This window comes from Psychrobacter muriicola 2pS (assembly GCF_904846535.1).
Lineage (GTDB): Bacteria > Pseudomonadota > Gammaproteobacteria > Pseudomonadales > Moraxellaceae > Psychrobacter > Psychrobacter aquimaris.
Genome location: NZ_CAJHBC010000004.1, coordinates 128,555 through 153,494, shown reverse-complemented (window position 1 = coordinate 153,494; position 24,940 = coordinate 128,555). Strand labels below are relative to the sequence as shown.

Here is a 24,940-nt window from a genome sequence, read left to right as displayed (position 1 = left end):
TTATAGTCCTTTTGCTCGCCTTCCTTGTATCCAAATTATCTTGCACAGACTACATGTGATTCTAATGAACCGAATGTGGCGTTGACTATATTCAACTGCAATTGCACACGGGCTATTTGGTATAATGGCATTTCATGACTATAGGGCCTGATCACTGCCAAGTGTCGTTTATGAATAACAATCACCGTCAGTGCGAATTTGCGAATGTTTAACACGCCCTAGTACGAACCCAAATATTTATAAGGTTTATTTTATGTCTGCTGATAGTCAGTCAACCACCGTATATGCACCTTACTCTATAAGCTTATCAGCAAATTTTCCTGATACTGAACAGCAAGACATCAACAACCTGTTAGACTTGTTACCAGCGCATACTGTTCATACAGATGATAAAGCGAATGAAACGCAGCCTATCGTTCATATCAAGCGTTTCGTCGATGGCCGCGGACTTTCTTGTCCAATGCCGCTGTTAAAAACCAAAGTGGCATTACGTGACGTCGCAGCTGGCGAGTCGTTATACGTGGTCGCAACTGATGCCAACTCACAAGCGGATATCACAGCTTTTTGTCGACAAAGCCAGCAAGCAGATGCTGCAAATCAATTGCGATTAATCGTTAGTAGCATTACTGGCCAGCCATCAGAGGATAGCTTATCAGCACAGCGTTTCGATACAATATATCACTTCATCATTACCAAAACTGATAGCAACTAAGCGTCGCTATCCTTTACAATTACAACTATAAAGATTTTTATCTGACTCTTTGCGTCACTATTTAATCAAGGTCAAGAATATGGCTAATAATTCTACTGATACTGCAAAAACGAATAAAAAAGATGAAGCAGCTCCTATAAAAAACGAAGCACGTGATGCCGCATTAAAAGCTGCCGCACAACGTCCACCTTATGATGCCAGTGCCTTAGGCGAGACTAGCACCCGTGACTTAGTGCCAGCGATGCCGACTCATTTGTCAGCGCCTGGAGTCAATTTGGGTGCCTATATCAATACTGTGCACCAAATCCCAATTTTGACACCGATTCAAGAGCAAGAGCTGGCACATCGCTATTATGATGAAGGTGATGTGGAAGCGGCGCGTCTGCTCGTGATGTCGCACCTGCGTTTTGTGATTCACATTGCCCGCAGCTACTCAGGCTATGGCCTACCGCAAGCAGATTTAATTCAGGAAGGCAATCTGGGGCTAATGAAGGCGGTAAAACGCTTCGACCCCAACAAAGGTGTGCGCTTGGTTTCTTTTGCCGTGCATTGGATTAAAGCAGAAATCCATGAATTTGTGATTCGTAACTGGCGCATTGTCAAAGTTGCGACCACTAAAGCACACCGCAAGCTGTTCTTTAACTTGCGTAGTCTCAAAAAAACCAACAATCAGCTAACACTAGAAGAGGCTGATGCCATTGCTAAGGACTTAAATGTCACACGCAAGCAAGTGTTAGAAATGGAGTCGCGGCTTACCTCTTATGACGCCTCGTTTGAAGCGCAATCTAGCGATGATGACGATGGACGTTATGCACCGCAGCTATTTTTAGAAGATGGTATCGATCCTGCCGAGCAATTAGAGGAGGAAGATTGGGAAGAAAACAATTCATCTGCATTGATCGCGGCAATGGATACCCTTGATGAGCGCTCACGCGATATCGTGGAGCAGCGCTGGCTCTCTGAGCAGAAATCAACCTTACACGAATTGGCAGCCGTCTACTCTATCTCAGCAGAACGCGTACGCCAAATCGAAAAAAATGCCATGGACAAAATCCGTGAGGCAATGACCATTGATAGCGTTATTTTGCCAGATGATATTCAGTAGCGATTACCTGTCAATAGTACTTGTCTTTCAACAGCGGTAGTTTTTAAATAATACGAGTTTGTCATGTTAAATTGGATAGGTATTGCGGCGATCAATATGGCCATTGCCGTCGCTTTAGGAGCATTTGGGGCGCATGGCTTAAAAAATATCGCCAGTTCGCAACAACTCGAATGGTGGCATACTGCAACATTATATTTATTTATACATGCGCTGGGTTTATTAATGGTTGGTCTATTAATTCGCCTAAAATATCTCACGCAAACCACCGCATGGCTATTACAAATTGGCGTTATAATATTTTCTGGTAGCCTATATGCAATGACACTTGGTGCACCACTTTGGTTCGGCGCGATTACCCCTATCGGCGGTGTGCTAATGATTGCAGGTTGGCTATGGTTAGCGGTTTCAGCATTCAAGATGAACAATTTGGTCGCAAAATAGTCAGTCGAACAGACAATAAGTAAGCTACACTCTAGTACGCATAGAAGGATCTAAAATCATTAGGGAGTATACTTTATGAGTACCATTATCGTGAATGGTAAGAAATTACAGACTACCCATCAGACTGTGCAATTGGTTATCAATGAGCTTGGCCTTAGCCAAGGTCGTTACGCAGTAGAAGTCGATGGCGAGCTGATTCCAAAGAGTGAGCTTGCCCAATTAAGTATCACTGAAGGTATGAATATCGAAGTGGTACAAGCGGTCGGTGGTGGCTAATTAGCTAAAATGATGAGCTGTTGATTTGAAAATAAATGTGTTTAAAAATAAGTTTAAAAGAAATAACTGCTCATAAAAAAGACCTCAACGTAGCAAGCGTTCGAGGTCTTTTTCCGTTTTAGGCAATGTCATTTAGAGATATCTAAAAATGCGGCTATTTATACTATTTATTATTTCATCAGCCAGTAATCATTAACCTTTAAATATCCTAAACTCTATAACATTAAACTGCTGGAGCAGCATCGTCTGTCATCAGCTCTTCATAGCGTCCATCACGCCCAGCACCCTGAGTCTTTTTGCTCTCCAACTTGGTTTTGTACTTGCGTACTTGTCTATCGAGTTTGTCTGCCATCTCGTTAATGGCTTTATACATATCATCGTCAAGCGCTTGGACAAACATCTCTTTACCCGAGACTCGCATAATCGCTTCAGCCTTATGGCTCTTTATAGCACCGCTGTTATCTAATGATAAAATGACTTGAATACTTTGTATTTGATCAAAATGACGACCAATTTTATCAAGTTTTTCTTGAACAGCTGCGTTCATAGCGTCGGTAACACTGATATGGTGACCACTGATAGAAACATTCATATTATTGTCCTTTTATTATGACTTACATTGTTGCCTACGTTGTTGCTTGCGTTGTTACTTAAAATCAACAGATGAGCCAGCATTCCTGCTTTTTCACCCTGCCTTACCAACAATGAATGGTGTGTCTTTATTAATCAGCGCCTTTAATAATCGATACTGTTAGCAAAAATTGAACGTGTCCTTGTGTCGTCATTTTGACTAATGATATAAGTAAATACGCTAGATCGACACTTGGATTTCGTTGTTGGTATGACTCTAATTTGTCATGAATATCGAATAGTAGCAAGACAGTAAATTGTAATTAAATGTAATAAAAACGGTTGTTTCCTCAATGTTTCTATATAATCAAAAAATTTTATTTTTTATATCTTCTAAAAAACATACTAACAACAGCATTACCCTTCTGCTAACTCATTGAATTGTGACATTTAATACTTCTGTTTACGCTGAGTAGACGAACCAATATTCATTGCTTCACGATATTTGGCCACGGTTCTTCTGGCGATATCGATACCTTCGGAGAATAAACAATCTTTTATGCGACTGTCAGATAATGGCTTTTTGGCATCTTCATTGGCTACTAGTTGCTTAATCATGGCGCTAATGGCCGTTGATGAAATATCGCCGTCGGTACTACTGACGTGAGATGAAAAGAAATGCTTGAGTGAAAACAATCCCTGCGGTGTCAAAATTGTTTTACTGGTGGTTAGACGCGAGACGGTAGATTCATGCAAATCAACTTCTTCAGCAATGGCTTTTAAGATGAGCGGTTGCATGGCAGTCGCGCCATGCTGCAAAAACTCTTGCTGATAACGCACAATACTGGTCGCTACTTTTAATAGGTTTTGATTGCGCTCTTCAATACTACGAATAAACAATCTCGCATCGGTGAGGTTCTCACGCAGATATTGATTGTCGGGACTGTCATCACCGCGCTTCACCAAGTTGGCATATTCTTGATTGACTCTTAGCTTTGGCATGGTGTCAGGATTGAGGCGCACATACCAGCTGTCCTCTTGCGCCGATGTTTCTGAACTCGTACGACTATGATGACGACGTATAGGCGTAACCAACACATCTGGAATATCATAGCTTTCTGAAGATTGCATATAATCAGGCTGGCTACTTTGGAATAACAAACCAGGTGACGGATTCAAGGTGCGTAGCAAGTTAAGTGCGGGGGTAATCTGTTCAGGCGCGAGTCCAGTCCGCTCAGTCAGCGCTTTGATGTTATTGCTCACCAAATGCTCGCTGGCTGACAATAATGCTTGCGCTTCTTTTAGATAGTCAGTATTCGCATCGAGCTTGGATAACTGAATCGCTAGGCATTCACTGAGATTTCGCGCACCCACACCCAGCGGATCGCAAGATTGAATAATACGTAGGACGGCCATGACTTCATCGTGCTCAACAGATTCGTCCCATTGATAAAAACTTGCCATGGTATCGAAGCTTTGCAACAGCTCATCAATATCAAGCCGCACAAAACCCATGTCATCCATAGAATCTATCAGATAGGTTGCGATCAACATGTCCGCTTCTGAAAGATGCTTAAAGTTCAGCTGCCAGCGTACGTGATCTTGTATAGTGGCGGAAGTGCCGCCTTGATAACTATCAAAATCATCGTCATCTCCCTGATTTGAACGACTACCTAGGCTTGTCGCGGCAGACGCATAACTACTGGTTTCAAAACGACTATCATCATCGCTGTCCATCGAATAATGGTCTACCGCGTCACCATCTATACTGGCTTGCTGTAATTTATCTAAGCTATCACTAAAATCCTCATCACTTTCAGAGTTGTGGCTATTACTCTCAGAGGTTGCACTAAATGAATCAGTACCAGTACTCTGGTTCCAGCTATCAAGTGTCAATGACTCATCTACTCTATCGCCGCTGCCATACTCGTACTCATCTTCATCATCCTCAATACGTTCAAGCAATGGATTACTATCCAGCTTGGCCTGAACTTCTTGCGCAAGCTCAAGACTAGAGAGTTGCAGCAATTTAATGGCTTGCTGCATTTGCGGGGTCAGTTTTTGTGAGGTGCTCAGCGTGGTCGCCAATCCGAAAGACATACTCATGGGTGGCTTATTACACTCCGATACTGGTGATAGTCTATATATGTTGCCACTTAAAGTAGCGATTTAACGTTATCAGGACATGACGATAGCATTTTTCGTGGCAATTTTGCTATGATAATTTATAGACGGCCCAATACGCTTATTACTCTCTACTTATAAAACCCTATAAATTTGACCGTTTTAGCATGAACCACTAAAGAATAAACAACCAAATCTTGTTGATCATAATAAGGCTATATAAAAAATACAAGGTAAATGACACTAAACCTTCGAGCCAATTGAACCACTCTTAACATTAACCGAGAATAATACGATGAATGACCAAGTAAATAAACCGCACCTTATCACTGCTGCGATTCAAATGAATAGCCAGCAAGACATCGAAAAAAACCTAGCAGCTATAAAAGCTGCCATCAGCGATGCCAGTCATCAAGGTGCCCATCTTGTCGTCTTACCAGAAAATTGCTGTAGCATGGGCGAGCAATTTGCCACCGCAGAGCGTTTTGATGCGCTATCAGCGACGATAGCAAACTATGCCAGTACTTACGGTGTCTATGTGCTAGCAGGCTCACTGCCCTGCTTTTATCGCCCTGATGGCGTTATCGTTCCTGATGGCAGACTGCGCCAAGTCAGTCAGCTATTTGCCCCTGATGGCACACAAGTGGCACGCTATGACAAAATTCATCTATTCACGGCGACGGTAGCAGATAAACAAGGCAGCTATAATGAAGCAGCCACTTTTGAGCCCGGCACACAAACTGTGATTGCAGCGTTAGAGAGTAATAATGCTGCCTATCAACTGGGCATGATGGTGTGTTTTGATTTGCGTTTTCCCGCATTGGTACAGCGCTTACGCCAAGCAGGCGCTGATCTATTAAGTGCGCCATCGGCATTTACTTATTTAACGGGTCAAGCACACTGGTCGCTGTTACTTCGCGCACGTGCTTTAGACAGTCAGTGCATGGTCATTGGCGCAGCACAAGGCGGCGACCATGTTTATAAAAACGGTGATATCCGTCAAACGTGGGGACATACCACCATCACGGCTTTTGATGGCACGATTATTAACAGCTATGATGCGAGTGCACTAGATAAAACCACGGGTAACGAAAAAAACCAAGATTATGCCATGGTATTGGCATCATTGGATAAACAGACTCAACAGCAAGGCCGCCAAAAAATGCCCATTTTTGACTGTCATCGTTTGGCGTAAGTCAGTTTCAATACTGAATATTAAGTATTGAGTATTGAGTATTGAGTATTGAGTGTTAGTTGGTATTTTTTTCAGTCCGTGTATGAGTCGCACGCGGATGGGCGCGATCATAGACTTGCGTGAGTTTAGCAAAATCGACATGGGTATAAATTTGCGTGGTACTGATATCACTATGCCCAAGCATTTCTTGCACCGCGCGCAAATCACCACTACCCGATAGCATGTGCGAGGCAAAACAATGACGCAATAGATGCGGATACATATTTTGTGCGATGCCAGCACGCGTAGCCGCAACTTTAAGACGCTGCTGCACTGCCCGTGTTGATAAACGTGTACCTAGTTTTTCACTAATAAATAGTGCGCTGTCCATTTGCTCCACCCACAGATTACGATGCGGTAGATAACGGCTAATCGCTTCTGCTGCCTTGACACCTAATGGCACCAAACGCGTTTTATTGCCTTTACCTGTCACGCGCACGCGCAGGTCTGACAAATCCACATCAGCCATATCCAACGCGACCAACTCACCTACGCGCAGACCGCTGCTATAAAGCAATTCAAACATCGCTTTATCACGTAGCCATAGGCGCGCTTGTTCGGGTGTGTCAGGCATCTCTTGGTCAAGCAGCTGAGTGAGCAAATCCACATCAGCGATAGACGGCAGCGGTCGAGGACTACGTTTAAGCTGATAGCCGGTCGTTGGATTAATACGTGCTAAATCTTCTTCTATCAGCCAACCATAAAAATGACGAATGGCTGACAGCTCTTGCTGGACGCTGGCAAGTGCCAGTTTATCTTCATCCAAGCGTTGACTAATGTGCTGGGCTAATTGGCGTTTATCGCAGCGCGTCCACGTCAGGCGTTTCCCACGTAAAAACAGCGCCAATTGGTTCAGTCCTGCAAAATAAGCGGTCAACGTATGCGGTGAATGGTTGCGCACTGACAGCATGTTTAACCAACGATGCACTGGCGCTAACAAATCACGTAACGCGGCATCCGACTCTATAGCGGCGGCGTGCTCGACTGATAGCCATGATTTTGACTCAGAATCTGATGTAGGCTCTATCGTCTGATTGTTTTTATTGGACATAGCCCTATTATCCATTATCCTTCTGGATTGGGCTTGATGCCCGCTTGCGCCATCAGACCATCTGGGCTAAATACGCCTTCGTAAACAAAGGCGGTCGGACCGGTCATCATCACTGAATAACCCGGCTGCCATTTGATGATCATACTGCCACCATAAAGCTGCGCGCGCACGTCTTCGCCTTCATCGAGCCAGCCTTCACGGATACCGATGGCCACTGCTGCACAAGCACCTGTACCACAAGCTTGGGTCTCACCGACACCGCGCTCGTAGACACGCAGACGAATATGACGCTGGTTCATCACTTGCATAAAGCCGACATTGACGCGGTCGGGAAAGGCGGGATGCGATTCGATGGCTTTGCCTAAAGTTTCAACGTCGGCATCGAGCACGTCATCAACTTTGATAACCGCATGCGGGTTACCCATATTGGCAACATAAAGCTGTACAGGAGTGCCATTTACATCGAGATGATAGGCGTTTTGAATTTTGGTCGTGGCTTTAGGGGTAAAAGGAATCTCGCTTGGTTCAAACTTAGGCTTACCCATATCGACTTCGACCCAGCCATAACGATCAGTAGTCAATGAAATGATGCCGCTCGCCGTCTCAACGCGCAGGCGCTGTTTAAATGACAGTTTACGTGCTTGCACAAAACGGGCAAAACAGCGCGCGCCATTACCACACTGCTCAACCTCTGACCCATCAGCATTAAAAATGCGATAACTAAAATCAACGTCAGGACGCATCGGTGGCTCAACGACAAGCAGTTGATCAAAGCCAATACCCAAATGACGGTCACCCAATAGTTGTACCAAATCCTTGGTTAACTCTAAGCGCTGGGTCACCAAATCGATGACCATAAAATCATTGCCCAGACCATGCATCTTCGTAAATTCTATTAGCATATCCTTGTTATCCTATCCTATTTTTATGTATGCCTTATATTAGCACGCTGTCAGATACAATCATAACTATCACCGCTATCAAATATTAAGTTAACATGATGCTAAATCCATCTTGTACAACCAAACTGATATCTTGTATTAGAGCATGCCATAAAAAAGCCCATCGTCATAAAGACAATGGGCTTTTTATCTAGCGCATGTCCTCAATCTGAACAAAAGCGTCTAAATGGGCTAAAAATGGCTAAATCTCTTGGTCACCGATTTATTTACCTTGCCACAATAATTCGTCTGCATATAGCGCTTCAATGGTTTCACGTTTGCGAATCAGTTGATGGCTATCATCGGCTACCATTACCTCACTAGCACGCGGGCGTGAATTATAATTGCTACTCATGGTAAAGCCATACGCACCAGCGCCTGTGATTGCTAAAACATCGCCTGCTGCGAGCGATAATAAACGGTCTTTCGCTAAAAAATCACCAGTTTCGCAAATAGCGCCAACAATATCCCATGGCTGCGTGCCGTCAGTATCGATGCCATTCTCCGGTAAGACACTAGGAATCACGGCCATTTCAGCTTGATATAATGCCGGACGAATCAAGTCATTCATTGCCGCGTCTACAATGGCAAAATTCTTATGCTCAGTTGGTTTGAGTACATCGACTTGGGTCAATAACACCCCAGCATTTGCCACGACACTTCGACCCGGCTCAAAGAATACCGTTAAGCCAAGCTCGCTAAGTTTCGGTAATAAAGCTTGGGCAAACTCATCGATAGATACTGGTGTCTCATCAATATAACGCACACCCAGACCACCGCCTAAATCGATATGACGCAGCTCGATACCTTTATCACGTAGGTTGTGTATCAGCTCAATCACTTTATCCAATGCCGCGACAAATGGCTCAACTTCTGTCAACTGTGAGCCAATATGACAGTCAATACCGACGATATCGATATGCGATAATTGCGCCGCTTGCTCATAGACGGCCACCGCATCTTCGTGAGTGATACCAAATTTATTGTCTTTTAAGCCTGTTGAAATATACGGGTGAGTCTTGGCGTCGACATCAGGATTGACCCGTAGTGAAATTGGCGCAGGTTTATTCAATTTCTGTGCCACATCATTAATCAAAGTCAGCTCGCTGATTGACTCGACGTTAAAACAACCAATACCTTGAGTCAGGGCGTATTCGATATCGCTATGAGTCTTGCCCACGCCTGAGAACACCACACGTGAAGCGTCACCACCTGCCGCCAATACGCGCATCAACTCGCCACGAGAGACGATGTCAAAACCTGCCCCTGCTTGCGCCAATACACCAAGTACCGCAAGATTAGAATTGGCTTTTACGGCATAACAAATCTGGTGCGTTAAACTGTCAAAACTATCAGTATAAGCTTGATAGACATCCAAAATGGCTTGTTTTGAGTAGACATAGCACGGCGTATCGTAGTGCTTAACCACGTCATCAATACTCACCTGCTCCATATACAATGCACCATCGCGGTAATGCAGCGCGGGTAAATGGGCAGTTAAAGCTTGAGGATTAACATACAAGCCTTGTTCAGTTTGGGTCGTGACGGATTCGCCAATTTGTTGCTCAGAATGACTCATATAAACATCTCTAATTTCATCAGGTTACAAAGTTAAAAAAATCTTAGGGTGCACACCGAAATCTCGTTGACGGCATTAAGTTTTTAATCAAAATCAATAATCATTAGGGTCTTCACTGGGTTCTGGTAGCTTAAATTCATCCATTCCTTGATGACTATCATCTTGTGTAGAGCGGCTACTACTCAGTATGCCAGCGCTATCCGTATCCGTAGCTCCTTGAACCGTCTGGCTGCTAGCGTCGGTGAGGTACAGATTGCCTTTTTGTCCGCAACCCGTCAAACCCATCATAACCACCCCACTGATGATAAAAGTGGAGATAACACGGTGGCCAAGACCAGCGACATTAGCGTGCTCAGTTTTTGAAAAGCGGTTGATAGTAAACATAGAATAGAGGACCTGTAACTTTGCAATGGCATGAGGATGATAAAAAGAACGAGTCATAAAAGCGATAGGTCAAATCCTATAGAAAGCTAAATAAAAGCTACCACCATCGCTAAAAAATGACAATATGACTGCTTTGAATAATAGCATTATTACATAATGCTGTGTGCATACTGAATATCCATACCCAATAAATTTGATCGGGTTTGGTTTTACTAAGCTTTACTAGGCTGTGCGACTGCCATTTACTGAGCGTGCGTTGATACTAATGGTCTTAATGTATCGCTATCATAGTTAAATAGCCTCTTATATTTACTTGGACAAATTTGCTTACAATTTATTATTACCTATTACATTTCGCTGTAGTAGCCGACAAACACTAGCCACACTCAGTGTACATTTGTATTGTATATACGACATTTTGTCTATTTAACCCTTATAGTTATCGTGGTATAGCCATAAAACTATGGTACATTATGTTCAGACCTTGCGACTGTGTTGAGGCGCTAGTATGCGACTCAACAAGCACTTATCAATAGTGCCAGCCCAAGAGTGACCAGAATCAGCAATATACTTGCTTGACCTATGTCGGCATGGATGCGGCTGGTTTTTGTTTATTCAACCGGTACTCGTCTGTGATGAGTCACCATTTACAAAATACAATCTAAGGACAGAGTATGAGCGCCAGCCTAACCACCACTTTTGATGACAAAAATACCGAAACATCAAACCTAATCAATCCCACTTTAGTCCTCAACTGCGGTTCCTCTTCTATCAAATACGCGCTGATTAGCGAAGACAATTCTATTCGTATCACCGGTTTGGCCGAAAACTTAGGACTCGATACTGCTCGTATCAAACACACGACATTAAATGGTGATAAGCTGGAAATCTCTATCTCAGGTGGTCGTCATCAGTTAGCACTACAAAAAATTCTTGAGCTATTAGAACAGTATCATTTCATCGCCGTTGGTCATCGCGTGGTTCATGGTGGCCGCGAGTATTCTGAAGCGGTTCGTGTCGACGAGCATGTACTGGACGAAGTAAAACGCTTAAAAATACTCGCGCCCCTACATAACCCTGCTCATGCTTTAGGTATCGAAGCGGTACAGGCGATTTATCCTGATATTCCTCAAGTAGTCGTCTTTGATACAGCCTTTCACCAAACCATGCCACCCGTTGCTTTTCGCTACCCACTACCAAAAGCCCTGTACGAAGAACATAAAATCCGCCGTTATGGCTTTCATGGTACGTCTCATGCCTATGTCTCAGAGCGCGCCAGTGAAATTACTGAGTCTAAAGGCCCACATGGCTGGCTTACAGCGCATCTGGGTAATGGCTGCTCGGCAACTGCCGTTTATGACGGCAAAAGTTTCGATACCAGTATGGGTCTAACCCCGCTTGAGGGACTCATGATGGGTACGCGTAGTGGTGATGTTGACCCAAGTCTACACATACACCTAAAGCGCCAGCTCGGTATGAGCTTGGAAGAAATTGATGCCATGCTCAATAATGAAAGTGGTCTATTGGGTGTCTCAGGATTGTCTAATGATTTACGTACGGTCGAACAAGCGGCGAACGAAGGTCACGCAGATGCCAAACTCGCTATCGAGATGTTCTGTTACCGCGTCGGTAAATATCTTGCCAGCTTAAGCTGCGCGCTGCCAGAATTCACAGGCATTGTCTTTACGGGTGGTATCGGCGAAAACTCAGTCACCACCCGTACCAGTATCTTAGAAGTGATGCGTCATTTTGGCATCAAAGTAGACGCTGACAAAAATGCGAGCTTGTTTGGTGGTAGCGAAGGCAGCTTCCACGCAGACGATAGCAGCATCGAGCTGTGGGTTGTGCCAACCGATGAAGAGTGCCGCATTGCCCAAGAAACACGTGAAGCATTGGGCTTACTCTAAGCTCAACACTTTTTATAAGTTGCTTATCAGCTTCTAGTCGTTTTATGAGCTTTTATTCATTATATGTCTTGAGTTGTTTTTTCTGCACAGCGCTTCTTATAAAAAGCATATGGTGAGAAGCGCGACGTTTTACTCATTCCAGCAAGGATGAAGTGAGCTTTAAAAATATAATAAACCGTAGGATACTTTATGCAAACCATTTTACTTGTTCCCATTAGCCGTGGTATCGGCGTGACATCAGCAGCACTTGGATTGATCCGTGCTTTTGATTACAACGGTATCAAAGCGGGCTTTATGAAGCCGTTTTTGCAAGACGACACCTTGGATAAGCAGCGCAGCTTAGACAGCTCAAGCGCTTTAACCATGCATGCTTTTGGCTTAAACCCACCTAAATCTATCAGTCGCCAGCGCGTCGAGCGCATGCTGGGTGATGGCAACCTTGATGACTTAATGGAAGAAGTGGTCGTCAATTATCACACCCTTGGCGATGACTATGATGTGGTCATTTGCGAAGGCTTGGTACCAACGACTGAGACTTCTTATGCCTCACAAATCAACCGTGCAATTGCCCATGCGCTAGATGCCAAAATCGTTTTTGTCAGCACTGCTGATACCAGTAAACCTGCCTATCTGGCCGACAAGCTTGACGTCCATGCCCGCGAGTTTGGCGGCATGGTAAGTGATCGGACACTTGGCTGCATCTTGATGCGTATACATGACTTGCCAAATACGCAAAGTACCTTAGAAAATCAAATCGTTGCCCCTGGTGAAGCGGTTGTGAGTTTGGATGACGGCTTTATGCAAGAAGTCCAACGTCTATCACCACATTTTAATACCGAACAGTTTCGCTTAATCGGAGTGGTGCCATTCAGTGATTCACTGTCGGTGCCTCGTACGTGGGATATCGCCACTGAGCTTGATGCCAAATGGCTCAATGTCGGTGAAGCTAAGTCACGCCGTATTAACCGCATTAGCCTAACCGCACGCTCGGTTGCACGCGTCGATGAGGTGTTTAAACGTGGCACTCTTATCGTCGTCCCAGGTGACCGTGATGATTTATTATTGGCGGCTGGACTGGCTTGTATCAATGGTATCCCGCTGGCAGGATTGGTATTAACCGGTGGCGTCGAGCCGAGTGCAACAGTCGCTGAGCTATGGCAATCTGCCCTCAAAACAGGCATCCCTGTCATGAGTGTCGAAAGCGACAGCTATGAGACCGTACAAAGCCTCATGCATATGAGCTCGGAGATTCCAAGCGATGATACCGAGCGTGCGGAAGAAGTGGCTCGTTATGTCGCCGCCCATTTAGATCTTAGCTGGATCAAAGACTATTTTAGTCAAAATCATGAGCCGCGCCTCTCACCGTCTGCATTCCGTCATCAAGTGGTTAAAAAAGCGCAAAACGCCAAAAAACGCATCGTACTACCAGAGGGCTCTGAGCCACGTACGGTTGAAGCAGCTTGTATCTGTCAAAGCCGTGGTATTGCCAATTGTGTACTGCTCGCTAAGCGTTCTGATGTCGAGCAAGTCGCCAAGAACCGCGACTTAGTGTTGCCAGAAGGTCTAGAAATCATCGACCCTGACACGCTTGATATGAGCAAATATATCGCCGCAGTGGTCGAACGCCGTAAAGGCAAAACTGGTGCAGATGTCGCTGCTGAATATTTAAAAGATACCGTATATCTAGGCACAACCATGCTACAGATGGACGAAGTCGACGGCCTAGTTTCTGGCGCGATTCATACCACCGCCAACACCGTCCGTCCAGCGTTTCAGTTGATTAAGACTGCACCGCAATACTCGCTTGTGTCGTCAGTATTTTTTATGCTGCTGCCTGAGCAAGTGGTTGTCTACGGTGACTGCGCCATCAATCCTGATCCGAATGCCGAAGAGCTAGCAGAAATTGCCATTCAATCAGCACAGTCTGCCGCCGCCTTTGGTATCGATCCAAAAGTCGCGATGATTAGCTATTCTACAGGCTCATCAGGAACTGGCGCGGATGTCGAAAAAGTCACCCGTGCGACCCAAATCGTCCGCGAACGTGCACCACACCTAAAAGTCGATGGACCGCTACAGTATGACGCCGCTTCTGTCATGAGCGTCGGCAAGCAAAAAGCGCCTGACTCACCTGTTGCTGGGCAAGCAAACGTCTTTATTTTCCCAGACCTCAATACTGGCAACACCACTTATAAAGCCGTACAACGTAGTGCCAATGTTGTCAGTGTTGGCCCGATGCTGCAAGGTCTAAATAAGCCAGTAAACGATTTGTCTCGTGGCGCCTTAGTCGATGATATTATCTATACCATCGCCCTTACCGCTATTCAAGCCGATAGCGACGCGATTTAATTGCGTTAAAATCTATGAATCACCGCGCTATAAGTAACCGACTATCAAAATGATGGTCGGTTTTTTATTGGCTATGTTTATAAATGACTTTTTAGAAAATTTTTCATAACGGATAATTAAGTACTCATTTCACCTAGTATTTCAGTGCTTTTAATGACAGATGCCCGCTTGCCCTCTACAATAGCGCTATCATCGAAGCATTTAACCTAAAAAAGGCCAGCTGAAAAAAGGGTGAAATGCATCAACGATAACGTGCATCTTATCCATTTTTACGCACTTATTTATGCCAAATACCAGCAAAAACCCTCAAGAAAATATACCTGCGCCAGCCATTCGCGCTTATCTTGGCGGCTCATTTGACCCTGTACATAACGGTCATCTACAAATGGCGATGACTGTTTATCAGCATTTGCTACCGATAGCCAAGCAGCAACAGCGCGCGCTGCACGTGTCACTATTGCCTAATGCGCGCTCACCCTTTAAAGAAAAAAGTACAGACCCTAAACACCGTCTGGCCATGTTGAAGCTTGCAACACTGAATACACCGCTACAAATTAGTGAGCTTGAGCTCTGGCAAACACCGCCTGTTTATACCATCGATAGTGTACGCACGTTGCGCCAACGTTATCCGCATGACAGTTTAATATTCATCATCGGTATGGATAGCGCGCTGAGTTTGAGCAAATGGAAAAATGGCTTAGAGCTTACGGATTACGTCAGTCTATGGATTTTTAATCGTGACAACAACTTTGATATGAATAAAAATATCTTTGATATGAATAAAAATTTTATTGATAAAGGGGTAATGACTCAGGATTTATCTGTTTTGCACACTCACTCACAATCTCAGTTGCCCGAACAGCTGCAACCTCTCCTCATCGATGCGCCTATTGACTTATTAAAGCCTATGCCTCAAGCACTGACCGATAGCCGTCTCTTGAAAAACCCCCATCAAGGCCACATTTATATAGACTCGCGTCCTATCGCCACGATATCCAGTACACAGATACGCCAACAGTTGCAGCCAACAGAAAATCGATCGAATATAATACCCGCAGCTGCAAGGCAAATGACATCTGTAGCACCAATAAATGATATCATAGGCGATACTGCACCCAATCCATTAGCTAAATGGCTAAATCCTGCTGTTTATCAATATATTATCGCCCATCAGCTATATTCTGCTGCTCAATTCCGTTAAAATCGCCTTATCTTTGTCATTTTGCCTATCCTGTCTCTATGCGTGACTGACGACATATGATGAGTCGGATAAGACAAATTGACGTTTTACCTTTTTATTTTTAATATTGACGATTCAAGAGATCAAAATTTATGACCAACACCATGACTGAAGAACGCTTAAAAGAATGCTTAGCCGTTGTTGAGACTGCTCTAGACGATATGAAAGCGAAGAACATCACTGTAATGAATGTAGAAGATTTGACTGACGTAACCGAACGCATCGTTATCGCTGACGGTACCTCTAAGCGTCATGTACGCGCGATGGCTGACAGTGTCGGCGCTGAAGCGAAGCAAGCGGGCTTTATGCCACTTGGTCGCGAAGGCGGTATAGACTCTGACTGGACATTGATTGATCTGGGTGCGGTCGTCGTGCATGTAATGACGCCACAAGCCCGTGAGTTCTACGACTTAGAAGGCCTATGGTCATCACCTGAGCAATTGGCTGAGCTAGTCGCTGTACCGCGTGAAAAGAAAACCGCTGGTCGCCGCAATAAAAACAAATAAGATTGTTGCGTACAATGATCTTGTCAGACCAAAAAGACCAGAATCACTATTCTGGTCTTTTTTTATGCCTATAATTTGCTGGTATCTACAACGATAAGTACCCATTAGAATAGATAATGGTTGGATAGATTGCTATCATCCTTATCACTACGTCTGCTCAAAATCTGTTCTGCGCTCGCCTACTACTAAGGATCGCCCATGTCTGCTACTCACAGCTCAAATTCTGAACTTAACTTACCCTTGCATGTGGCCAACTTAGTATGTGTCCGCGCGGGCAAAGCAATGCCATTCACTCGCGAAGAGATGAGCGCCATTGACAAAGCGCCCATTTCAGCGCCCGTCATCGTCAACTTTATGGGTTTGACCACCGATGAGCAAGCCGATCGTAAGCATCATGGTGGCCCACTCAAAGCCGTGCATCAATTGCCAACTGCCACTTATGAAAAAATCAATGCAGCGTTTAGTCTAAAGGTACGCGTCGGTACATTGGGCAAAAACCTCACGACCGAAGCTGTCAACGGTTTACCAGAAATGACCGAATCTACGGTTTGCATTGGTGACGTTTTTCAATATGGTGGACATTTTGAAAACGGACAAGACACTAGTAATGATGGTGATAGCGTTCAGCTACGCATCGTTCAACCGCGCCGCCCCTGCTACAAAATCAACGATCAGATTGGTCAGTTTACCAAAGTGCCCAATATTGCGGCATGGGTCAGCAAGCAAGGTATCTCAGGCTGGTATTTTCAAGTGGTGCGTGATGGGATGATGAACGCTGATTTGCCAGTTTACTTAGTCAAACGTCCCTATCCATTTGCCACGTTAGAGAAACTCTGGCAGTTATCTAATTCAAAAGCAAAGTTTGACGCCGAGATTATTGAGCCATGGCTATCGATCGAGTGCTTGGAAGAGAGTTGGAAAGTAATGCTTAGGAAGAAGATCTATAAAGGTTAAAAGACAATGAAAAACATAAGTAATTGGAAGTTTAAAAAATGGGTAAATTGGATTGAAAATTCCCCTTCCGATATGCCTACTGATATTTGGAATTATATTAATTTAGAAATTTATCCTGAAGATATAGAGATAATATCAACAATCTTGTTGCCAATTACTTTTGAATATAAAGGAATTATTTTACTCAATATCGAAGGTATCTACGAGAAAGAAATCAGTGAGATGTATGATAAAGGTTTGCCAAACATGGCTAGCAAAGTTGAAGCTCAGGAAAGTATGAACAGATTAATGGTAGACGATGTTTTCTTTAATACAGCTGATAGATCTAGTAATGAAACAATAATGAATGTGGCAGAGCTTATAAAGCATAATTGGGAGTATCATCTGATGAAAAAATATCCTAATAGACATTTCATAGTTGAGATTGTAGGGGAAAGTTTTTATCCTGTAGTAACCTTCTATGAGCCGTGACAATAGAACTGTTTATTATTCTATCTTTAAACAGGCTCAATTCTAATAGAATCTAAAAAAACATATTGATAATTTTCGATAATTTTAACCATTTTTTTATCAATATTGCTCACTAGCAATGGGACAGAAGGCTTAGCTACTAAACTATAATATGGCTGAGTTAAATCATCAGTATCATATACATATAGCCCTTTTTTTGTATAAAAAATAAATTCCTCAAGATTAGTATTATTAACAAATACATCTTGCTGTTCTATACAAAAACTACCAATGCTACCATTGTCTTCTAGACGGTTAAAATAGTCATAACAGTTCTCATAATTTTGCTCTTTTAGAATATTATTGACCAAAACCGAGGTCGTACCATTGCTAAAGAATACGGCTAATTTACCTTCCTTATCAGAAGCAAACCAAGTTAAATCCCAGCAATCTAAGCTCTCTATACTTATAGACATAATTGAATCCAGTTCACTAAATTAAAAGATAATCTTATAGCTATCAAATTTAATATAAGAAACTATAGCGTATTTTATATTATCATTCCTAAACAGAGCATTTCATGATAAAAAACATCTTCTTAGCACTTGGCTTAGCCCTGCCTTTGATTGGCTGTGTGACCACGACCTCACCAGTGGCAACGACCAAAAACTACAGCGTCGACAGCGACACCTATCAATCGACTGGCAAAAGCCAGCGCATCAAAACCATCGTCCTGCACTATACGGTCTCAGACAATGAGCGCTCAATCAAAACATTGACCACGGGCAATGTGAGCGCGCACTATCTGGTCTTGGACAGTGACGATGATAAAATTTATAACTTAGTGCCAGAGTCTGAGCGCGCGTGGCATGCAGGCGACGGTGGCTTTTCAGGTAGAACTATCCTCAACGATACCTCTATCGGTATCGAAATCGTCAACGCAGGAATTAAACCTGAATATCGAGACGCGCTAAAGAATGGCAATATGGATTACCATCCTTATGATCATTATGTGGCATTTGATGAATTGCAGATTAAGAAAGTTGCAGAGCTGGTGCAAGATATCGCCACGCGCTATGATATCTCGCCAAAAAACATCATCGGTCATGCGGACATGGCACCCTCGCGCAAGATCGACCCGGGTGCCAAATTCCCGTGGGAGCGACTGTATAAAGAGTATGGTATCGGCGCTTGGTATGATGAGGCAGACAAGCAAGAAATTATGAATCGGCGTACCTTGGTCGCGCCAAGCGTGCAGGAGATCAAGCAAGCCTTTCGCAAATATGGCTATCCAATCAATGACACTGATACGTGGGACAAGCCCAGCCGTGATGCCATCTATGCGTTTCAGTTGCATTTCAGGCCGCTTAATCCAACGGGTAATATGGATGCAGAGACCTATGTGATACTGCAGGCGCTCAATATGAAGTATGCAGGTCGGGATGACTTCTACTAAAATTAGGTATTAGCCATTAACAACCAACAACCAACAACCAACAATCTATCCATAACAACAATGAAAAAGGAAATATGATGAGCACCTTGTTTAGTGTCAATTTAAACAAACTCGCCTTAATCAGAAACTCTCGCGGCACAGATTATCCCAATCTGCTGTACTTTGTGAAAAAGCTTGTTAATCTGGGTGTCAAAGGCTTCACCGTGCATCCGCGACCTGATGAGCGTCATATCAGATACCAAGATGTCTATGATATCAGTGCGTTTTTAAAAGATTATAAAGACATCGAGTTCAATATCGAGGGCAACCCGAACGAGCAGTTTTTATCCCTGATTCGCGAAGTCAAACCGCATCAATGCACCCTCGTACCCGACAGCGAAGACCAACTGACCTCCGATCATGGTTTCGATATCATTAAGCATAAAGACATGCTGTCAGCGTTGAGTCATGAGCTGCAAGGTTTTGGCACACGCTGCGCGGTATTTATCGATCCTAATATCGAGCAAATCAAAGCGGTCATCGATAGCGACGTGCAAACGATCGAGATGTATACCGAAGAATGGGCGCGCGCCTACAGTAATGGTAATGGTAAGAGCGATGACAATATAAATTTCGATGAGGTCAAGCAACGCTTTAGCGACTGTATCAACCTCGCCAGTAACAACGGCATTCGCGTCAATGCCGGTCATGATTTGAATTTAGAGAATTTAGCCGAGTTACTCAGTCTTGGTCATATCGCTGAGGTATCTATCGGTCATGCGTTTACGATTGAATCCCTAGAGCAAGGCATGGATAATGTGGTGCGTCAGTATTTAGACATCTGTGCTTAACCCACATCAATGAGCAAATAATTTGGTCCTATCAAAAAACCCTAAGCAAACGCCAATAATAGTAAAAAAGGAATCTTTATGTATCAAGCCTTTCAGAAGCATTTACAACAAGAAATCAGCGATATCCGCGCGGCAGGCCTGTATAAAAACGAGCGCGTCATCACCTCTCCGCAAGATGCGCTCATCACGATCGCCGACGGCCGTGAAATGCTTAACTTCTGCGCCAATAATTACCTTGGATTGTCTGACCATCCTGAGATTAAAAAGGCGGCTACCCAAGCCATTGAAGACTCAGGTTATGGCATGTCATCGGTACGTTTTATTTGTGGTACGCAAGATTTGCATAAGCAATTAGAGGCCGCAATTTCTAAGTTTTTTAATACCGAAGATACGATTCTTTATGCGGCCTGTTTCGACGCCAATGGCGGTGTCTTTGAGCCACTGCTGACCAGCGATGATGCCATTATTTCTGATTCGTTAAACCATGCCTCAATCATCGATGGTGTGCGCCTATGTAAAGCCGTACGTTATCGCTACGCCAATGCGGATATGCAAGATTTAGAAACTCAGCTGCAAGCGGCACAAGCACAGCGTTTTCGTTTAATTGTCACTGATGCCGTTTTTTCAATGGATGGTAATGTGGCGCCGATGGATGAGATTTATGCGTTGGCACAAAAGTACGATGCCATGGTCATGATTGACGAGTGTCATTCAGCAGGCGTCGTCGGTCGCACTGGTGGCGGCGTGACTGAATTGTTTGATCTACGGGGTGATATTGAGCTGATCACGGGTACCTTGGGCAAGGCATTTGGCGGGGCGATTGGCGGCTTTACAACGGGTAAAAAGGAAATGGTTGAGATGCTGCGTCAACGCTCACGCCCGTATCTGTTTTCAAACTCCATTCCGCCCATGATAGCAGCCGCTGGGTTAAAAGTGTTTGAGATGCTAGCGCAAGACAATACCCTACAAGACAAACTGCATGAAAATACCGCCTATTTTGTGAAGCAAATGCAAGATGCGGGCTTCGATATCAAGCCCACCGAATCGGCAATTTGTGCAGTGATGCTTTATGACGCCAATGTCTCACAACAAATGGCCGAGGCGCTGCTTGAAGAAGGCATTTATGTGATTGGCTTCTTCTACCCTGTCGTCCCCAAAGACGAGGCTCGCATTCGTGTCCAGCTTTCTGCCGCCCATACTCGCGAGCAGCTAGATCAGTGTATCGCCGCCTTTATCAAAGTCGCCAAGCAAATGAAAGTGATTGATTAAGCGTCATTCGGTATTTATCTAGGGCATGTCTTCAATTCAATCGATGGTCATCTAAATGGGCTAAAAATGGCTAAATTTTGCCAAACTGTGTCAAATAGCTGGTTAATATCTCGATATTATCGACACTATTTTCCTTGTTTGACGGCAATTTATCTCATTTTTATTACCATTTTTAAAATGAAGACACGCCCTAGATTCAACAATAAAATGCAACATAGCCAAATAAGAGAAAAATATGAAAGCACTGGTTAAAGCCCATGACAAAAAAGGCATCTGGATGCAAGACGTGCCAGAACCGACCGTCGGCATTAATGACGTAAAAATTAAAATTAAAAAAACCGCCATTTGTGGGACAGATTTACACATTTATAAGTGGGATGAATGGTCACAAAACACTATCAAGACGCCGATGATTATCGGACATGAATACGTCGGTGTCATTAGTGAAATGGGCGATGGCGTCAAGCATCTGGAAGTGGGTGACCGCGTCACAGGCGAAGGCCATATCGCTTGTGGGCATTGCCGCAACTGCCGCCGTGGTAAGCTGCATGTGTGCGAAAACACCATAGGCGTGGGCGTTGATCGCGATGGCGCGTTTGCCGAATATTTGGTGATACCTGCCGATAATGTCATCAAACTCGATGAGCGTATCAGCGATGAGATGGCCGCCATTATGGACCCCTTTGGCAATGCCACGCATACCGCCTTATCCTTTCCGGTACTTGGTGAAGATGTGCTGATTACGGGTGCAGGGCTGATTGGGTCAATGGCAACGGCAATTTGCCGATTTGCAGGGGCGCGTAATATTGTGGTCAGTGATATCAGCGATTATCGCCTAGAGCTTGCCAAAAAAATGGGAGCGACGATGACCATCAACCCAGCCAAAGGGGAAACCATCGAAGGCGCTATCGATACCTTGAAAATGCACGGCTTTGATATTGGGCTTGAGATGTCAGGCTCGCCTCAGGCGTTTGATTCGATGATTAGTAATATGTATAACGGCTCTAAAATTGCGCTCTTAGGCATTTTGCCGAACACCACCACGGTGGATTGGAGCAAGATTATCTTTAAGGCATTAACCCTAAAGGGTATTTATGGGCGTGAGATGTGGGAGACGTGGTATCAGATGGAGCAGATGCTGATTAGCGGTATTGATTTGACACCAATCATTACCCATCGCATGCACATTGATGACTTTCAAGAAGGCTTCGATATCATGGAAAGTGGGCAATGCGGTAAGGTGATTTTAAGCTGGGATTGATTTTGGCGATTCAGTATTTAAGAAGTCGTGGCTAGCTTTTAAATTATCACAACTCGTAAAACGGCGCTGATTTCAGTGCCGTTTTTTTTGGATATTAAGAAGTGATAAGATAGAGAAACGATGAGTAATTCCGAACAAGATCATCTGCAAAGATATCTAGAAGAAAAAGATAATCAAGCGCAAGGAAGGAAGAGGAAAAATAGTCTATGCGTATGATGCGTTGTCTTAAAAGAAAGTGCTAAGATTCATGAATTGCTGGTGGAGACTTCGGTAGAAGGGAAAAATAATAGTATTGAGAATTAGGTGAACTACCTAAAAAGAAAAACAATTGTTTTTCTTTATCGACTCAGAACCTTTTTTATGTTTAAATTGTGACAAAAGAAAATTTTCTTTGTAGCTTTATCAAAAATCTATTCCATATATACATTAAAAGAGACTTCAGTGAACAATAAGTTATTTCTTTCTAAAATAAGTATCGTTTTATTTTCAATTTTGTTTACTCAAATAGCATATAGTACTGATATTTGTGAAAAACCCTCAATTAAAGGTTACGAAAGTGAAGAGGTTGATTGTTTGAAGGATGGGCTTGCAGCTGTAATTAAAGATAATAAGTATGGTTTTGTAAATAAAGATGGTGAACTCATTATCCCACTCAAATACAAATATGCTTCAAGCTTCTCAGAAGGTTTAGCAAGTGTTTCTATTGACGGCATTAAGGTGGGCCTTATCAACAAAGAAGGTAATCTTGTTGTTGAGCCTCAATTCAAATTTATTTACCCTTTCTCGGCAGGTTTTGCTCGAGTAAATCTAGACAATAAGCTTGGTTATATTGATAAGAGCGGAAAATCAATTGTAAAAGCAGAGTACGACAGTGGAAGCGATTTTTTAGACGGTGTGGCTCGAGTCAGTAAGGATGGCAAGTTTGGTTTCGTAGAATCAAATGGCAACGTGTTAGCTAAACCTAAATATGATCTCGTTACATCATTTACAGATGGTTTAGCATTGGTTGCGCTAGATGGCAAATATGGATTTATTGATAAAACGGGGAAAATCGCTATACCTATAGAGTATGATTACGCATGGGACTTTTCTAATGGCTACGCTAACGTTACTCAAAACGATAAAACATTTTACATAGATAAACAAGGACAATTCGTTAAATATGATTATTAGTATTCTAAACATTATTGCTTAACAGTTGTAAATATAAATGATTTTTAAAATATCTTAAAAATCATTAAATTACAAATTTTTCATAAGGTTCAAAATAGTTATACTTATCATTATTAAGCTTATTTATATTATTCGAATTATCCCCCTACATAACCCTTTCAGAAGTTGTAGAGCGTTTTAATCTGACACACTGGTGATAATTTACTCTATCACTGAATCACCTTACTTCTTTACGTCATTCTTAGCTCAAAATTACTAGGTTTTGCAATCTGAATTTAACTTGCTGGTGAATACTAAGCAGAATTTAAACCAGTTTTAGATAGTAGCGGAAAGCAAAATTAACATCCTTACTTTAAAAACCTATGACCATACTGCACTATTTTATAAACATAAGTTCTTTAAATTTTTTATATTAAATACTGATACTCAGGTAAAACATGAAAATTATAATTATTGCTTTACTATCAGTTTTGGTTTTAACAGGTTGTGAACAAGTATATTGGTTAAAGATACTGACTCAAGCTACTTTTGAGGAATTTACAAATAGACTTAAAGCCTCTAAGCAATGTAAAGACCCAAATTTTTGGTTTCAAGAAGGCTATTCTGTCGGTATAAAACCTTATGATTATTCTATCGTTAGTCAGCATTCTACCTGTGAATACCATGATGCCAAAATTGCTGATAATTATGAAGAGCAATGGAAGACAGGTTATCAAAAAGGAGTGATAGAAAAGATCTGTGTCTCTGAAAATCTATATCAATTTGGTATTCAAGATACGCCAAATTATGTTACGGATGAAACAGGTCGACTCATTGAAATCTACAGTATATTCGAAAAAATAGAGAACTACTGCCCAGTAGGACAAAAAAAAGGTTTAAAAGTGTTTTTCTATCAAGGAAAAATAGATAAGATTAAAAAGGATATCACACGTAATATAGAAGAAATTGAGCGTTTAAATAAATTGACACCTGAAAAAAGATACTATGAAGTTTCTATTGACTATGTAGAAGGTTATATCGCTTCTAGTAAAAATGAGATTCAAATTTTACAACAAGAAATAGAAAACCTTTCCAAACCTTAGTTTTTGTAAAACACAAAAAAGGTGAGCATTACGCCCACCTTTTTTTATG

At 43.0% G+C, this 24,940-nt stretch carries 24 protein-coding genes; 17 read left to right on the top strand and 7 right to left on the bottom strand.

Going from position 1 to position 24,940, the window contains the following annotated elements:
- The first annotated feature begins 253 nt into the window (after positions 1–253).
- The 4 genes from JMX93_RS07545 to thiS all read left to right on the top strand — a co-directional run bounded on the left by JMX93_RS07545 (position 254) and on the right by thiS (position 2,534).
- Positions 254–712, top strand: a complete 459-nt coding sequence (locus tag JMX93_RS07545) for a sulfurtransferase TusA family protein (protein WP_443214924.1) — start codon at positions 254–256, stop codon at positions 710–712.
- Between the two features lie 241 nt (positions 713–953).
- The gene (rpoH, locus tag JMX93_RS07540; RefSeq protein ID WP_198332296.1) at positions 954–1,817 is read left to right on the top strand and encodes an RNA polymerase sigma factor RpoH; all 864 of its coding nucleotides are present in this window, start codon (positions 954–956) and stop codon (positions 1,815–1,817) included.
- 63 nt (positions 1,818–1,880) lie between these two features.
- Positions 1,881–2,258, top strand: a complete 378-nt coding sequence (locus JMX93_RS07535; RefSeq protein WP_443214925.1) for a DUF423 domain-containing protein — start codon at positions 1,881–1,883, stop codon at positions 2,256–2,258.
- Between the two features lie 75 nt (positions 2,259–2,333).
- Positions 2,334–2,534, top strand: coding sequence for a sulfur carrier protein ThiS (gene thiS / locus JMX93_RS07530; RefSeq protein ID WP_193011308.1), 201 nt, complete (start codon positions 2,334–2,336; stop codon positions 2,532–2,534).
- 223 nt (positions 2,535–2,757) lie between these two features.
- Here the strand turns inward: thiS and hpf are convergent, their stop codons facing one another.
- Together hpf and JMX93_RS07520 are read right to left on the bottom strand one after the other, a co-directional pair.
- A complete protein-coding gene (gene hpf / locus JMX93_RS07525) occupies positions 2,758–3,126 on the bottom strand; it encodes a ribosome hibernation-promoting factor, HPF/YfiA family (RefSeq protein ID WP_045443369.1) in 369 nt (122 codons plus the stop codon).
- A gap of 428 nt (positions 3,127–3,554) precedes the next feature.
- Positions 3,555–5,210: an RNA polymerase factor sigma-54 gene (locus JMX93_RS07520; RefSeq protein WP_443557525.1), complete on the bottom strand. Its 1,656-nt coding sequence runs from the start codon at positions 5,208–5,210 to the stop codon at positions 3,555–3,557.
- 313 nt (positions 5,211–5,523) lie between these two features.
- On the opposite strand from JMX93_RS07520, the gene JMX93_RS07515 reads away from it, so the two are divergent.
- On the top strand, positions 5,524–6,423 hold the full coding sequence (locus JMX93_RS07515; protein WP_193011311.1) for a nitrilase-related carbon-nitrogen hydrolase: 900 nt from the start codon (positions 5,524–5,526) through the stop codon (positions 6,421–6,423).
- 55 nt (positions 6,424–6,478) lie between these two features.
- Here JMX93_RS07515 and JMX93_RS07510 read toward each other — a convergent pair whose 3' ends face one another.
- From JMX93_RS07510 to lptM, 4 genes are all read right to left on the bottom strand, one after another.
- Positions 6,479–7,513 carry a tyrosine recombinase XerC gene (locus tag JMX93_RS07510; protein WP_499204360.1) on the bottom strand — a complete coding sequence of 345 codons (1,035 nt, stop codon included), beginning with the start codon at positions 7,511–7,513 and terminating at the stop codon, positions 6,479–6,481.
- 14 nt (positions 7,514–7,527) lie between these two features.
- A complete protein-coding gene (gene dapF, locus JMX93_RS07505) occupies positions 7,528–8,415 on the bottom strand; it encodes a diaminopimelate epimerase (RefSeq protein ID WP_198332221.1) in 888 nt (295 codons plus the stop codon).
- A gap of 262 nt (positions 8,416–8,677) precedes the next feature.
- A complete protein-coding gene (gene lysA / locus JMX93_RS07500; RefSeq protein WP_499204359.1) occupies positions 8,678–10,033 on the bottom strand; it encodes a diaminopimelate decarboxylase in 1,356 nt (451 codons plus the stop codon).
- Between the two features lie 93 nt (positions 10,034–10,126).
- Positions 10,127–10,417 carry an LPS translocon maturation chaperone LptM gene (gene lptM, locus JMX93_RS07495; RefSeq protein ID WP_443214930.1) on the bottom strand — a complete coding sequence of 97 codons (291 nt, stop codon included), beginning with the start codon at positions 10,415–10,417 and terminating at the stop codon, positions 10,127–10,129.
- Between the two features lie 674 nt (positions 10,418–11,091).
- Between lptM and JMX93_RS07490 the strand changes: the two genes are divergently transcribed.
- The 6 genes from JMX93_RS07490 (at position 11,092) to JMX93_RS07465 (ending at position 17,841) form a co-directional block, all read left to right on the top strand.
- Positions 11,092–12,324 carry an acetate/propionate family kinase gene (locus tag JMX93_RS07490; protein ID WP_193012059.1) on the top strand — a complete coding sequence of 411 codons (1,233 nt, stop codon included), beginning with the start codon at positions 11,092–11,094 and terminating at the stop codon, positions 12,322–12,324.
- A gap of 189 nt (positions 12,325–12,513) precedes the next feature.
- On the top strand, positions 12,514–14,670 hold the full coding sequence (gene pta, locus JMX93_RS07485) for a phosphate acetyltransferase (RefSeq protein ID WP_193012057.1): 2,157 nt from the start codon (positions 12,514–12,516) through the stop codon (positions 14,668–14,670).
- Between the two features lie 283 nt (positions 14,671–14,953).
- Positions 14,954–15,871: a nicotinate-nicotinamide nucleotide adenylyltransferase gene (locus JMX93_RS07480; RefSeq protein ID WP_193012055.1), complete on the top strand. Its 918-nt coding sequence runs from the start codon at positions 14,954–14,956 to the stop codon at positions 15,869–15,871.
- Positions 15,872–16,002: 131 nt separating this feature from the next.
- Positions 16,003–16,416, top strand: coding sequence for a ribosome silencing factor (gene rsfS, locus JMX93_RS07475; RefSeq protein WP_193012054.1), 414 nt, complete (start codon positions 16,003–16,005; stop codon positions 16,414–16,416).
- Positions 16,417–16,614: 198 nt separating this feature from the next.
- Positions 16,615–17,370: an MOSC domain-containing protein gene (locus tag JMX93_RS07470; RefSeq protein ID WP_499204358.1), complete on the top strand. Its 756-nt coding sequence runs from the start codon at positions 16,615–16,617 to the stop codon at positions 17,368–17,370.
- A 6-nt stretch (positions 17,371–17,376) separates the two neighbouring features.
- Complete coding sequence (locus tag JMX93_RS07465) at positions 17,377–17,841, top strand: hypothetical protein (protein ID WP_193012050.1); 465 nt, start codon at positions 17,377–17,379, stop codon at positions 17,839–17,841.
- Positions 17,842–17,867: 26 nt separating this feature from the next.
- On the opposite strand, the gene JMX93_RS07460 is transcribed toward JMX93_RS07465, so the two are convergent.
- Positions 17,868–18,296, bottom strand: a complete 429-nt coding sequence (locus JMX93_RS07460; RefSeq protein WP_499204357.1) for a hypothetical protein — start codon at positions 18,294–18,296, stop codon at positions 17,868–17,870.
- A 104-nt stretch (positions 18,297–18,400) separates the two neighbouring features.
- On the opposite strand from JMX93_RS07460, the gene JMX93_RS07455 reads away from it, so the two are divergent.
- The 6 genes from JMX93_RS07455 (at position 18,401) to JMX93_RS07430 (ending at position 24,891) form a co-directional block, all read left to right on the top strand.
- Positions 18,401–19,276, top strand: a complete 876-nt coding sequence (locus JMX93_RS07455) for an N-acetylmuramoyl-L-alanine amidase (RefSeq protein WP_499204356.1) — start codon at positions 18,401–18,403, stop codon at positions 19,274–19,276.
- A gap of 74 nt (positions 19,277–19,350) precedes the next feature.
- Complete coding sequence (locus JMX93_RS07450; protein WP_287045458.1) at positions 19,351–20,106, top strand: pyridoxine 5'-phosphate synthase; 756 nt, start codon at positions 19,351–19,353, stop codon at positions 20,104–20,106.
- Positions 20,107–20,184: 78 nt separating this feature from the next.
- Entirely contained in the window at positions 20,185–21,375 is a 1,191-nt protein-coding gene (gene kbl, locus JMX93_RS07445; protein WP_499204355.1) for a glycine C-acetyltransferase, read from the top strand.
- A 235-nt stretch (positions 21,376–21,610) separates the two neighbouring features.
- Positions 21,611–22,636 carry an L-threonine 3-dehydrogenase gene (gene tdh, locus JMX93_RS07440; protein WP_193012263.1) on the top strand — a complete coding sequence of 342 codons (1,026 nt, stop codon included), beginning with the start codon at positions 21,611–21,613 and terminating at the stop codon, positions 22,634–22,636.
- Positions 22,637–23,077: 441 nt separating this feature from the next.
- Entirely contained in the window at positions 23,078–23,809 is a 732-nt protein-coding gene (locus JMX93_RS07435; protein WP_499204354.1) for a WG repeat-containing protein, read from the top strand.
- A gap of 437 nt (positions 23,810–24,246) precedes the next feature.
- Positions 24,247–24,891 carry a DUF2799 domain-containing protein gene (locus JMX93_RS07430; RefSeq protein ID WP_499204353.1) on the top strand — a complete coding sequence of 215 codons (645 nt, stop codon included), beginning with the start codon at positions 24,247–24,249 and terminating at the stop codon, positions 24,889–24,891.
- Positions 24,892–24,940: the final 49 nt, after the last annotated feature.

Bases quoted from the DNA above. Each gene is read 5' to 3' on its own strand.
- JMX93_RS07545 (WP_443214924.1), top strand. From the start codon at position 254: ATGTCTGCTGATAGTCAGTCAACCACCGTATATGCACCTTACTCTATA.
- rpoH (WP_198332296.1), top strand. From the start codon at position 954: ATGCCGACTCATTTGTCAGCGCCTGGAGTCAATTTGGGTGCCTATATC.
- JMX93_RS07535 (WP_443214925.1), top strand. From the start codon at position 1,881: ATGTTAAATTGGATAGGTATTGCGGCGATCAATATGGCCATTGCCGTC.
- thiS (WP_193011308.1), top strand. From the start codon at position 2,334: ATGAGTACCATTATCGTGAATGGTAAGAAATTACAGACTACCCATCAG.
- hpf (WP_045443369.1), bottom strand. From the start codon at position 3,126: ATGAATGTTTCTATCAGTGGTCACCATATCAGTGTTACCGACGCTATG.
- JMX93_RS07520 (WP_443557525.1), bottom strand. From the start codon at position 5,210: ATGAGTATGTCTTTCGGATTGGCGACCACGCTGAGCACCTCACAAAAA.
- JMX93_RS07515 (WP_193011311.1), top strand. From the start codon at position 5,524: ATGAATGACCAAGTAAATAAACCGCACCTTATCACTGCTGCGATTCAA.
- JMX93_RS07510 (WP_499204360.1), bottom strand. From the start codon at position 7,513: ATGTCCAATAAAAACAATCAGACGATAGAGCCTACATCAGATTCTGAG.
- dapF (WP_198332221.1), bottom strand. From the start codon at position 8,415: ATGCTAATAGAATTTACGAAGATGCATGGTCTGGGCAATGATTTTATG.
- lysA (WP_499204359.1), bottom strand. From the start codon at position 10,033: ATGAGTCATTCTGAGCAACAAATTGGCGAATCCGTCACGACCCAAACT.
- lptM (WP_443214930.1), bottom strand. From the start codon at position 10,417: ATGTTTACTATCAACCGCTTTTCAAAAACTGAGCACGCTAATGTCGCT.
- JMX93_RS07490 (WP_193012059.1), top strand. From the start codon at position 11,092: ATGAGCGCCAGCCTAACCACCACTTTTGATGACAAAAATACCGAAACA.
- pta (WP_193012057.1), top strand. From the start codon at position 12,514: ATGCAAACCATTTTACTTGTTCCCATTAGCCGTGGTATCGGCGTGACA.
- JMX93_RS07480 (WP_193012055.1), top strand. From the start codon at position 14,954: ATGCCAAATACCAGCAAAAACCCTCAAGAAAATATACCTGCGCCAGCC.
- rsfS (WP_193012054.1), top strand. From the start codon at position 16,003: ATGACCAACACCATGACTGAAGAACGCTTAAAAGAATGCTTAGCCGTT.
- JMX93_RS07470 (WP_499204358.1), top strand. From the start codon at position 16,615: ATGTCTGCTACTCACAGCTCAAATTCTGAACTTAACTTACCCTTGCAT.
- JMX93_RS07465 (WP_193012050.1), top strand. From the start codon at position 17,377: ATGAAAAACATAAGTAATTGGAAGTTTAAAAAATGGGTAAATTGGATT.
- JMX93_RS07460 (WP_499204357.1), bottom strand. From the start codon at position 18,296: ATGTCTATAAGTATAGAGAGCTTAGATTGCTGGGATTTAACTTGGTTT.
- JMX93_RS07455 (WP_499204356.1), top strand. From the start codon at position 18,401: ATGATAAAAAACATCTTCTTAGCACTTGGCTTAGCCCTGCCTTTGATT.
- JMX93_RS07450 (WP_287045458.1), top strand. From the start codon at position 19,351: ATGATGAGCACCTTGTTTAGTGTCAATTTAAACAAACTCGCCTTAATC.
- kbl (WP_499204355.1), top strand. From the start codon at position 20,185: ATGTATCAAGCCTTTCAGAAGCATTTACAACAAGAAATCAGCGATATC.
- tdh (WP_193012263.1), top strand. From the start codon at position 21,611: ATGAAAGCACTGGTTAAAGCCCATGACAAAAAAGGCATCTGGATGCAA.
- JMX93_RS07430 (WP_499204353.1), top strand. From the start codon at position 24,247: ATGAAAATTATAATTATTGCTTTACTATCAGTTTTGGTTTTAACAGGT.